Here is an 11,544-nt window from a genome sequence, read left to right on the forward strand (position 1 = left end):
CTTTTATCGCTTCCTTTTCCTCAAATTCGGTATCAGGTTGGATAGAAAATCGTGAACCACTTTTCTGGTTAGTCATAAGTAGTGGAACAGCACCCACTTTAGAGTGAATCTGAAATGCTTCACCATTTTTACCAAATGCTCCATGCGCCATGTAGTTTCTTACCTGCTTTTTAATCAAACCTAACTTATCATAATGTGGTCTAATCAACTTGTTTTGAACATCTAAACAAGCTTTAAATTTGTTTGCCCAGTTATCTTGAGCAAGTCGTTCTACATCTTCTCCTGTTAATAAAGAACCTTTTAATATTGCAGCATGAATAAATATATGTTCAGTAAAACTATAGAACGCATCAATGGCTGATAACGCTAACCACTGTTTCTCCTTTTTAAGCTTTTGAGAATCTGAATACACACTGAAGTAGTTTTCAAAATTCCATGACTCTTGTACTGTGTTGTTATGAGATATACTTTCTTGCTCTTTTCTTTTGTACTCTTCAATAAGAAAGGTATATCTATCATATAACTTCAGACTATGATTTAACACGTTGAGCTGAGAGTCCTTTGCAGCTTCATTTGCAACCCAATCGAAATATGGTTTAGCTACTTTCACAGCATTATTTATTTTTCTAACAATCTCTTGGCATTCCTTTTTTTGACTTTCCTTGTCTGCTACAAAGAGTCCCATCCCTAGTTTCCTATGTTCTAAAACATAAGCAACTCCGTTATAATCAATTGGTATCGACCAAGCAACTTTTTCAAATCGACCTAAGTTTTTGAAACCCAGTAAGTCAACGAAAAGAAAGTATATTAAGTAGTAAGGAGGTAAGTCATCTCCTACGTCTGCTCGAACAGCCTTAAAAAGAAAGTCCTTATCTGCTTTAGTGCCTTTTTCAACAGCACAATCAATAGGGTTAAGAATTTTTTGAATTTTATTTTTTAAAATATCTATATCATTCGGTAATGTCATCACGTTTTTTAGCTCCTAATTAGTTCTACTCTATTTAATTACCAAACACAAAAACCTTAGTCACTAAATTACCTTAATTTAGTATAGCTAAATACAGCTTTGGTTTTTACATTTACCTCATTAATTCGCTGGACTAAAAGCTCAGCCTACGACTGATCATGCTACTAAGAAAATCCCATCATCGTTAGGTTGGGTAAGCAAGAAAGGACTGCTGACTCCAGTAGAAGGCTTTCATTTAGGGCTGGATTTGAGACAGTATGTCACTGAAGTGAAAGATTTTTTAGGTGGTTTGCTCGTATCATAAAGGGGTGTTTGTTCATTATCGGCTATCCGTCAAGAGCTTACTAAGAGTGCGTTTTGATTTTTGGCATGGTTGAGGCAACGTGTGAATTGGCTCAAGGGTAAAGCTAAAAGGCTGATCTACGTTAAACACCCAATAATTTCCTATTAATTTACCATCTGTCGTTTGCAGATTATCTCGTGGTACATGGTTGATAGAGAAATGATTTTTATCAGCGTTATACCAGATACCCATCGCGCGCAAATCTTTCTCATCGTTATAACTTAGCGTTAGCTGTGGCTGAATTTGGTTGTTTACCGTTGCTAGCGTTATCGTCTTACTAGGAAAAGGCGCTAATGCTTTTGCCCAGCCAGTACCCTGCTGTGAGTGAGCAGATACGCTAGCCCACTGTTGTCTGACGTAGGTTGCATCTATATCCGAGTGGACAATAGCAAATAAGTCTTATTGAGTGATTTCTATTATTTGGCGCCGAGGGTATACCGTCACAGTCGTTTTATCGGCCGCAATGGTATTGTTTTCCATTCCCAAAAAAGAAGTCAGTGCAAAGAAAATAATGGCGATTTGTTCCATGAGTTACTCTACTTTTTTAACGGATCAACTTTAAATAGCTACCTCTAAAATGCTAAGGCTAAGATGCAAATATCTACACAAGATCAAGATATCAGCAGACTAAAAGTTAACCTTCCATCTCACCAACCAACCACTGTTCAAAATCATTCACCTGCGCTGCCAATTCAGATTGCGCTTTTGCTAGTTCAGCGAGCGCATGTTTTATCTCATGCTTATTATATTTAACACCAGTCAATGTATTTTTAAGCAGGTCGATAAGCTCAATATTTAGCGCATCAGAGAAGATGACAACTTCGGTAATCACGGCTTGCTTCACATCCATATGCACATCCATCATGCCCCAATCAAAGCGCGTCTCAATATGATGAGTAAATTCAGGCGTTTTACCAAAGCGCCAATCCCAATCCGCCATTTGTTGATAGTAAGCGTTTAGCGTCGGTTGCTTAGCAAGGCTAGCCTCATCTAATTGCTCGACCTGTGTAGTCTCTCCATGATATTCACAAAACGCTTCGATAATCGCCTCAGACAATGTCTCGTGATTGATAGCCTCATTAAAATCTACCAAGTTTGCCACACGAGCGCGCACAGATTTGATGCCTTTCGCTTTTAGCTTTAGCGGATGCGGGTTTAGATAGTCGCCAAGCTTTTGCATGTTGGCATTGACCAGCAATGTGCCATGATGAAAGCTGCGATCGGCGGCATGTCTAAATGCGCTGCCCGATATTTTGCGGTCGCCGACCTGCATATCGTTACGACCAGACAGCGTGGCGTCTATGCCGAGTTTTTTAAGTGCATTGATGATGATAGTGAAGTTTGCTTCTTGATCGTAAGCATCACTGGGCGATAAAAAGGTAAAGTTGGTGTTACCCAAGTCATGGAATACTGCGCCGCCGCCGCTCTGACGCCGTGCTAAAAATACATCGTCTGCGTCCATCTTATCGGTTTTGCACTCTACCCATGGATTTTGTGAGCGTCCAATGACCACGGTCTCAGAGTTACGCCATAAAAATAGGGTATGTGAGTCGGGATTGAGCGTATTAAATATCCAATCTTCGGTGGCAAGATTAAACCAAGGATTGGTCACAGCAGATTTTAGGATGCGCAGTTTCATGTATTTGACTCTTTAATAAACTGGGTTGGTGAGTAGGTTTTATGAATAGGTAGCATCATTCTTACCGATGCAGGGTTGTAATTCAATGGCTGTCTAACAGGAAGGTTGATTTTATCAGTGGCTTTGACAGTAGTGAAGACGTTGAGCATATAGAGAAAACGGTGAAAAAATTTTATAGAGGATGGGGCTAAGGTTGATGCTTCAGTTTTTAGCAGGCGGCAATAAAAGCCAAGCAAAACGCTCAGCTTTATTGCACTATAAATTGCCAGAGTATTTTGTTCTATTTAGCACAAATCTCCCACTGCGATTTTGTACTAAGATAACATTGCATAACCGCTTTACCAGACTGCGCATAGGCATCACTGACGATACGCTGATTGGTTGGCAGACGATATCTGATGATTGCTGGCTCGTCATTGACGGTGGTCGTCCATCCAGTCACTTCATTACGGTCATTATAATTTGCACTGGTAGAGGTTGCCATTTTGCCAAATCCTGGCAGGTTATAGGAGACCTGTCTAAAACTATAACTCATCGCTGCACCCTCAGCGCCCTCATACTGACAGTTTAGCTTTTTTTGCAGTTTATCTTGTTTATAAACATAGCAGGTGGTCTCATCTGAGAACTGACCAACCCCGCAAAAACCTGCCGTTGCAACTGACATCATACCGACAAATAACGCTATCCTTTTCATAATCATTCCTCAATAATTTATAAATCCTACTAATGATGTTTGCCATCTATTTTTTGTATTGCCAAATACTAACCAATACCTTTTAGATAGTAGAAAATTAGTAAACAAATATCAACTAATATATTTTGAGAAAATCTTGAATTGATTTATCAGAGCTACTTTTAACATCAGTATTATTAAGAGTAGCTGTTATAAGGTAGTGCTATAAGCAGGATTTGCTATGATCGTGAATCTGTTTTTATAGGTATTGAACGGATGACTTACTTAAGGGTGACTTTGGAGTTCTTTAGTATGTGAATAGAAAGGTGCTGGGATAGGCTAAAGTATAAGAAATATAGGATAGGCGCTGCTTACTGCATGGTGCTCAATAAAAGGGATTTGTCCAAATTTACAGATTATCAAAAAGGTGAAAGTCTTAAAGCTGTGCTAGAAAAATTAATAAGCGGATAAAAACTCACTATAAATTTTATAAAAAATTACCCATCAAACAATTAAAAAGTTATCATCATGAATTTTTAATCACATGATAGTTTTTACAACGCATCAGACGCTTATGACCGACACGAGTTGGCAAACGCAGTCTAAGCGCTTAATAGGATTACCCAATGACCAACCGTGATCTCATCATCTTTGTGACACTCTCTTTTATGTGGTCACTCTCCTTCGTTTTTTATCGTATCGGCGTGCCTGAGTTTGGCTCATTGGCATTCGCCAGTTTGCGTGTGATATTCGCCGGATTGGTCATGTTGGTCTTTGTATTATTAAATAAGAAAAACAGAGTCGGCATCAAGGAGCATTGGAAAATGCTGGCGCTCGTTGGCTTGTTTTCAGCAGCGCTGCCTTTTGTGTTGTTCTCGTTTTCCGCGCAATCAGTGAACGCAGGCGTGCTAGCCGTGCTAAATGCTTCTGTACCGATGATGAGTGGTTTTATCGCTAGAGTCTTCTTTAAAGATAGGCTATCAAAAAAACAAGCACTCGGTTTGGTCATTGGGGTGATTGGGGTAATCGTACTGATGAGCGAAAGCTTGTTTGGTGGCGGCGAGCCAGGCAAAGGATTGATCGAAGGACTCCTACCGATGGGCTACGCGCTACTAGCCTGTGTAGGTTATGCGCTTGGGGCCAACATCACCAAGAACTATCTGTACGAAGTATCGCCAGTCGCTATCACTGCAGGCTCGCTCATTATCGGTAGTATTATTATGCTGCCTGTGGCTTTTAATGAGTTCCCTTATGGTAAAGATGTCAGCATAAAGGCGTGGGTATCCGTGATCTGTATCGGTGTATTTTCGACCGCCATTGCGCTTATCTTTATGAATCAGCTGATTAAAAATATTGGCCCGACGCGCGCCACCAGTATTACTTTAGTCATCCCAATTTTTGCTATTATTTTAGGGTATCTATTGCTTGGCGAGGCGCTAAATATACAAGCTATCATTGGTTCGATTGTGATATTGATCGGCACATATCTGTCATTAGAGCTATCAATTAAGAAAATGCTAAAGCCAAAAGACAAGACCCAGACGAACAGTATTTAAGGCTTAGTAAACAGTCTTCGTAGTAAACAGATACGAATATTTGTATAGGTGAATATTGTTGTATCTGTTTGTAAATATTGCTTGGAATAATGAAATCTATCCCCTATAAATGTAGGCGCTAAACGTAGATTTACTAATGATATTATAAGTTTTTCTAAACAGCATTCGATAATAATCAGTATGAATGATGGTTGCTATAACTAAAGATCATAAATAGCGACAATAACCAATAGGACAGATTATGGCACACGATATTTTATTTGAGCCTGTAAAAATGGGCACACAAACGCTAAAAAACCGCATTATGATGGCCCCACTGACACGTCTGCGTGCCGTTGAGCCAGGCGATGTCCCTATCACATGGGCAGCAGAGTACTACTCGCAGCGTGCAGGGGCGGGCCTTGTCATCACTGAGGCAACGCAAGTATCGTTTCAAGCAAAAGGCTATGCAGGCGCACCAGGGCTACATACTCAAGATCAAGTCACTGCATGGAAAGCCATCGTTGACAATGTCCATGCCAAAGGTGGCAAGATCGTCGTCCAGCTATGGCACACAGGACTTGTCTCACATGAAAGCGTACAACCTGAACGCCGTGCGCCAATTTCAGCCTCAGATGTCGATGTAGGTATCCGTACCTCATTGCGTGATAGTGACAACCAAGCCATTCGCGCGGATGCCACGCCGCCGCGCCCAGCCAGTCTTGATGAGATTCAGCAAGTGGTTACTGACTTTGCGCATGCAACCAAGTGCGCGCAGGAAGCGGGGTTTGATGGTATTGAGATTCATGGCGCGCATGGTTATTTGCTGCATCAGTTTTGGGCCGAGCATACCAATCAGCGTGACGATGAGTACGGTGGTAGCCGCGAAAACCGCGCGCGTCTAACCTTGGACGTGATTGATGCTTGCGTAGAGGCATGGGATGCTGATCACGTGGGTATTCGTATTTCACCACTTGGCACGTTCAACAATGTTGAGGGAGGCTACGAAGAAGACGATAACATTTGGCTGATTGAACAAATCAATAAGCGTGGTCTAATGTATTTGCATCTGTCAGAGCCAGACTGGGCAGGGGGTACGCCGTATAGCGAAGACTTCCGTAAGCGTGTGCGTGCTGCTTTTGATCAGACCATCATCGCGGCGGGTGGCTATGATGCGGACAAAGCTGAGAAGAACATCAAAGCAGGCTATATCGATGCGGTAGCATTCGGTCGTGATTATATTGCCAACCCTGATCTCGCTGAACGTATTCAAGAGGGCGCACCGCTCAACGAGCAGCATCCAGAGAGCTTCTATGGTGGCAGCACGGTTGGCTACACTGATTATCCGTTTCTAAAGCAGGCGCAGTAATCTAGTCATCAGTTTTGATGATTAAGTAATTACTGACGTATAAAAGAAGCCACCTGACGATAGCCGTTAGGTGGCTTCTTTTTGCGTAAGCGTTAAGGTTTATCAGAACGTCTTATTTAGTAGAAATGTTTATTCACATTGGTTTTTTACTTACCAAAGTTGCCGATCTGATAATCGCGAAAAGTCTGTCGTAGCTCTTCCTGCGTATTCATCACAAAGGGGCCATAACCTGCGACGGGTTCTCCAATAGGCTCGCCGCTTAGCAGTAGCAGTTTGACACCTCCCTGCGCGTCTCTAGAGTAGGTGAGCTCAATGCTATCAGTAGTCGAATGAGAGGGAGTTTTAGATTCTGTATTGATATGGATAGGCGCTGAAAACTGAATCAAGTCGCCCGCACTGACGGCTGTGCCATTGACCAGTAGCTGACCTTCTTGTATCAGTAGCAGCGTATTGTGTGTATTTGGAACTTGTATCGAGGTCGTGCCTGCGGTATGTAGCGCGACATCCCACATATTAATCGGGGTAAATGTCGTTGCCGCACCTGTTATACCGTGCCAGTCACCGGCAATGATAGCAACTTGGCCTATAATGGTTTGTTTCTGAGCGTCTTGATCATTGATATCTTGATCGTCTATCAACTCGATGATAGGTATGTCGGCCCGTTTGATAGACTGATATTTGGGGTCAGTCAGCTTGTGCTTACTTGGCAGATTGACCCACAGCTGCACCATACTGAAGATGCCACCGCGCTGCCCAAATGCCTCAGAGTGAAACTCTTCATGCAAGATACCGCGTCCAGCAGTCATCCACTGTACATCACCTTCTAAAATATCACCGCGCCCACCTGTCGAATCTACATGACTAATCTCACCTGCATAAGCAATGGTGACAGTTTCAAAACCTTTATGTGGGTGTTGACCAACGCCATGTGGCTGCATTTTATAAGCGGGGTTGGGTGAAAACGTTGTTGGCTTGGCATAGTCTAATAATAAGAAAGGATCAGTACGGCTATAATCAAGGTCTGGATTGTCATCTAGATGACTGATCAGAGTTTTTACAAAAAAGCCGTCACCTACCCAGTGCGACTCTTTTTCACCGTGAATGTGTTTAATTGAACGCATGGGTCACCTCATTAGTCTAATTAGAATTACTATCAATAGAAAAGCTATTATTAAGTAATACTACTATGAATATAAGAGTAGATTGTATGAGTTTTTATTACTATTTCATTCCTAGGGCTGTCAGCAGCGATTAAGCAAATGTTAAACACTTATAAGTGTCCATGATTAGACGGTCTCACCACTCACAAAACCACTTGCCCATGCCCACTGAAAATTATAACCACCAAGCCAGCCGGTCACATCAAGCACTTCACCGATAAAGTATAAGCCGTCTTGTAAATTGCTTTGCATCGTTTTTGAAGAAACCTCATCAGTTTTGACGCCGCCGCGTGTGACCTCAGCGGTACGGTAGCCTTCCGTGCCAGAAGGTTTGAGCTGCCAACCATTAAGGGTAATACCAAGCTCTGTGAGACGTTCGTCTTTAATATTAGCAAGCTCCGTATCTTTGATGTCTTCCCACAGATGCGTCTGTAGTGCTGCTAATAGCTTCTTGGGTAATGCATTATCTGTGTTTTCTGCCAATACGGTACGAATAAGCTGGCGTGGATGTGACTTTTTGCGAGCAAGTAAAAGCTCAGTGACGTCTATTTCAGGCAACAAATTGATACTGATGGTTTCCCCAGTCTGCCAATAGTTGGAGAGCTGTAGCATGGCAGGGCCAGAGAGACCACGATGGGTAAATAGGACGGGCAATTTAAAAGAGATACGCTCATTACTGGCAATAACTGGCAAACTGATACCAGCCAAAGCACGAATAAGATCGCCTGTTTTGTCAGTGAAGGTAAAGGGTACAAGGCTAGCGTCAGTTGGCACAAGAGTATGCCCGAACTGCTGCGCCAACTCATAGCCGATACCACTTGCTCCCATGGTCGGGATAGATAGTCCACCAGTGGCGATGACTAAAGACTCACAGCTATAGCCTGTTTGCGAAGATTGAGTGCCGTTCGCAATGTCTTTTTTACCAAGCTTTTTACTCGTCGTTAGATAAAAGCGTTCGCCTTTATCATGAGCAGCAGTTTTAACGTGATCAATCTGAGCATTAAGCTTTACTTGTACGCCTACAGCCGTGCATTCATCTAGCAGCATAGACAAGATATCTTGTGCCGAGTCGTCACAGAACAGCTGACCGTGTTCGCGTTCATGGTAGGCAATCTTATGCGACTCTACCATGCCGATAAACTCCCAACTTGGGTAACGACTTAGCGCTGATTTGCAGAAGTGGGGATTGGCACCAATAAAGTGCTCAGGCTCTACAAAGTAATTGGTGAAGTTGCAGCGACCACCACCTGACATCAAAATCTTTTTACCAGCTTTATTGGCATGATCCAAAACCAATACGCGGCGACCGCGCCGTCCGGCAGTCAGTGCACAGTACAACCCTGAAGCGCCAGCACCAATAATAACGACATCATAGTGAGTATGGTTTTGTGCATTGCGTTGATTAGTCATTGCGGTCTCGTAAAACGATGGGGTGAAAAAAGTATAACCAGGCCAAGCATTGTTTTTATTAAAAACGCGGCTGACATTTTGTTAAATGAAGCAGTATGTTTAGTGTAGCTATTGTCCATATTTCACTAAAGGTTACAAGGATTAAATGCCCTAAGCCATACGCTGTTACCGTGTGATCACAACCAGCTGTCATTTTAGTACTATCGTTATGATAGCTGCCCCTATAAATAGCATTATACGTACCAGTATAAGTACTAATATAATTATCTAAACATACAGATGTACAGTGAAATTGTTATGTTTGGCTTTTGATGTCTTGCAACGGTCACGCTTATTTGTCAAACTAACGATGAGCGTCACACATTATGGAAGATGACTCTTATCGCTTACATGGGGCGCGTCATAGACGTTTATCCGTGTAGGTCATAATAATTAAAAGGGACCCAACACTATGACTCAGAAATCATTTCCTATCTCAGCCGAGTTTATGGCTGCTGCCAATACCACACCTGAACAGTACCTCAAAGACTACGGACAATCCATCGAATCAACAGAAGCAAGTGATGCTTTTTGGGCGAAGCGCGCTGAGCTAATCGATTGGATAAAGAAACCGACCAAAGTCAGTAATGTCAATTATGACTTAGACGATTTTAGCATTAAATGGTTTGAGGATGGTGAGCTGAATATTTCAGTCAACTGTCTCGACCGTCACCTCGAAGAAAACCCATACAAGCCTGCTATCATCTGGGAAGGCGATCACCCTTCGTTGCACAAAATTATTTCTTTTAAAGAATTGCACGAAGCTGTCTGCCGCTTAGGTAATTCATTGCGCAAGCTTGGCGTTGTAAAAGGTGACCGCGTAACTTTATATATGCCGATGATACCGGAAGCCATGGTAGCGATGCTGGCATGTGCGCGTATCGGTGCGGTACATTCAGTGGTGTTTGGTGGTTTTTCTGCCGAGAGTTTGGGTAATCGCTTGATAGACAGTCGCTCAAAAGTTGTTATTACCGCTGACGAAGGTTTACGCGGCGGCAAGCACACACCGCTCAAAGCCAATGTCGATCACGCACTCGACATGGATGGCACTGAGAGTGTCGAAAAAGTCATTGTCGTTCATCGTACGGGTAACTCTATACCGATGAGTGGGCGCCGTGATGTGTGGTATCACAATTTGGTCGATGGTCAATCAGAGATCTGCGAGCCTGAAGTTATGAATGCCGAAGACCCACTATTTTTATTATATACTTCTGGCTCGACTGGTAAGCCAAAAGGTGTAGTGCATACTACAGGCGGCTATATCACCTATGCTATCTCAACGTTCCGTGATGTTTTTGATATCAAAGAAGATGACGTCTACTGGTGTACGGCAGATGTAGGCTGGATTACTGGCCACACGTACTCAACCTATGCACCATTGGCCAATGGCACGACAACGGTAATGTTTGAAGGTGTACCAGAGCATCCAACATGGGCGCGTATCGGTCATATCATTGATAAGCATGACGTGACTATTTTATACACTGCACCGACAGCCATTCGCGCGATGATGAAAGAGGGCGACGCTTTCGTTCGAGAGTCGGATCGTTCTAGTTTGCGTCTGCTAGGGTCGGTCGGTGAGCCGATCAACCCAGAAGCGTGGGACTGGTACTACAATGTCGTCGGTGATGGTAAATGTCCTATCGTCGATACATGGTGGCAGACCGAGACTGGTGGCATCTTAATGGCACCAATACCAGGCACGGTCGATCTCAAACCGGGCGCGGCAATGACACCACTATATGGCGTCAAACCAGAAGTCGTCGATAGTGATGGTGCGATTTTAGAAGGCCCTGCAGAAGGCAATTTGGTGATCAGTAGCGGCTGGCCAGGGCAGATGCGTACTATCTACAATGACCATCCACGTTTCTTAAAGACCTACTTTAGCGATTATCCGGGTCATTATTTCACGGGTGATGGCGCTCAACGTGATGAAGATGGGCATTACTGGATTACTGGTCGTGTCGACGATGTACTCAACGTGGCAGGGCATCGCTTGGGCACAGCAGAGATCGAGAGCGCCGTGGTTGCGCACCCTGCAACTGCTGAAGCTGCGATTGTCGGTATGCCGCATGAGATACGCGGTACCGGCATCTGTGCATTTATCATTCTAAAGTCAGGTGAAGAAAAGACCGACGATCTAAAAGCAGAATTAAAACGCCATGTGCGTGCCGAGATTGGACCAATTGCGACGTTAGATGCCATCTATATGGTTGATGCACTACCAAAAACGCGCTCAGGAAAAATCATGCGCCGTATCTTGCGTAACCTTGCAGCAGGTCAATATGTAGGACTGGGCGACCTATCTACGCTTGCCGATAGCTCAGTGATTAATGACTTGGTTGAAGAAGTCAAAGCGGGCCGTGGAGAGTAAGTCTGCTAACGACCCTGTAGTTTTAAGGATAGTTA

9 protein-coding genes are annotated in these 11,544 nt (G+C 43.4%); 3 read left to right on the forward strand and 6 right to left on the reverse strand.

Features of this window, described 5'->3' with window-relative positions:
* The 4 genes from CXF62_RS12645 to CXF62_RS12665 form a co-directional block, all read right to left on the reverse strand.
* Positions 1-967 (reverse strand): hypothetical protein (locus CXF62_RS12645; RefSeq protein WP_102094641.1); only part of this gene is annotated, 967 nt, incomplete at its 3' end.
* 742 nt (positions 968-1,709) lie between these two features.
* Positions 1,710-1,838, reverse strand: coding sequence for a hypothetical protein (locus CXF62_RS14950; protein WP_265734918.1), 129 nt, complete (start codon positions 1,836-1,838; stop codon positions 1,710-1,712).
* 106 nt (positions 1,839-1,944) lie between these two features.
* Positions 1,945-2,949 carry a lipoate--protein ligase gene (locus CXF62_RS12660; protein WP_102094643.1) on the reverse strand — a complete coding sequence of 335 codons (1,005 nt, stop codon included), beginning with the start codon at positions 2,947-2,949 and terminating at the stop codon, positions 1,945-1,947.
* Positions 2,950-3,229: 280 nt separating this feature from the next.
* Positions 3,230-3,643 (reverse strand): hypothetical protein, encoded by a 414-nt coding sequence (locus CXF62_RS12665; RefSeq protein WP_102094644.1) that lies wholly within the window; start codon positions 3,641-3,643, stop codon positions 3,230-3,232.
* Between the two features lie 605 nt (positions 3,644-4,248).
* On the opposite strand from CXF62_RS12665, the gene CXF62_RS12670 reads away from it, so the two are divergent.
* Positions 4,249-5,178, forward strand: coding sequence for a DMT family transporter (locus CXF62_RS12670; RefSeq protein WP_102094645.1), 930 nt, complete (start codon positions 4,249-4,251; stop codon positions 5,176-5,178).
* A gap of 241 nt (positions 5,179-5,419) precedes the next feature.
* Positions 5,420-6,526: an alkene reductase gene (locus CXF62_RS12675; protein WP_102094646.1), complete on the forward strand. Its 1,107-nt coding sequence runs from the start codon at positions 5,420-5,422 to the stop codon at positions 6,524-6,526.
* 146 nt (positions 6,527-6,672) lie between these two features.
* Here CXF62_RS12675 and CXF62_RS12680 read toward each other — a convergent pair whose 3' ends face one another.
* Positions 6,673-7,647 (reverse strand): pirin family protein, encoded by a 975-nt coding sequence (locus tag CXF62_RS12680; protein WP_102094647.1) that lies wholly within the window; start codon positions 7,645-7,647, stop codon positions 6,673-6,675.
* Positions 7,648-7,812: 165 nt separating this feature from the next.
* Positions 7,813-9,096, reverse strand: coding sequence for a BaiN/RdsA family NAD(P)/FAD-dependent oxidoreductase (locus tag CXF62_RS12685; protein ID WP_102094648.1), 1,284 nt, complete (start codon positions 9,094-9,096; stop codon positions 7,813-7,815).
* Positions 9,097-9,547: 451 nt separating this feature from the next.
* On the opposite strand from CXF62_RS12685, the gene acs reads away from it, so the two are divergent.
* A complete protein-coding gene (gene acs / locus CXF62_RS12690; RefSeq protein ID WP_102094649.1) occupies positions 9,548-11,509 on the forward strand; it encodes an acetate--CoA ligase in 1,962 nt (653 codons plus the stop codon).
* Positions 11,510-11,544: the final 35 nt, after the last annotated feature.

Origin of the sequence: Psychrobacter sp. MES7-P7E (assembly GCF_002863645.1) — a bacterium.
Taxonomy (GTDB): domain Bacteria; phylum Pseudomonadota; class Gammaproteobacteria; order Pseudomonadales; family Moraxellaceae; genus Psychrobacter.

Excerpts from the sequence above, each read along its gene's own strand:
- CXF62_RS12670 (WP_102094645.1), top strand. The coding sequence starts at position 4,249 with ATGACCAACCGTGATCTCATCATCTTTGTGACACTCTCTTTTATGTGG.
- CXF62_RS12680 (WP_102094647.1), bottom strand. The coding sequence starts at position 7,647 with ATGCGTTCAATTAAACACATTCACGGTGAAAAAGAGTCGCACTGGGTA.
- CXF62_RS12665 (WP_102094644.1), bottom strand. The coding sequence starts at position 3,643 with ATGAAAAGGATAGCGTTATTTGTCGGTATGATGTCAGTTGCAACGGCA.
- CXF62_RS12660 (WP_102094643.1), bottom strand. The coding sequence starts at position 2,949 with ATGAAACTGCGCATCCTAAAATCTGCTGTGACCAATCCTTGGTTTAAT.
- acs (WP_102094649.1), top strand. The coding sequence starts at position 9,548 with ATGACTCAGAAATCATTTCCTATCTCAGCCGAGTTTATGGCTGCTGCC.
- CXF62_RS12685 (WP_102094648.1), bottom strand. The coding sequence starts at position 9,096 with ATGACTAATCAACGCAATGCACAAAACCATACTCACTATGATGTCGTT.
- CXF62_RS12675 (WP_102094646.1), top strand. The coding sequence starts at position 5,420 with ATGGCACACGATATTTTATTTGAGCCTGTAAAAATGGGCACACAAACG.
- CXF62_RS14950 (WP_265734918.1), bottom strand. The coding sequence starts at position 1,838 with ATGGAACAAATCGCCATTATTTTCTTTGCACTGACTTCTTTTTTGGGA.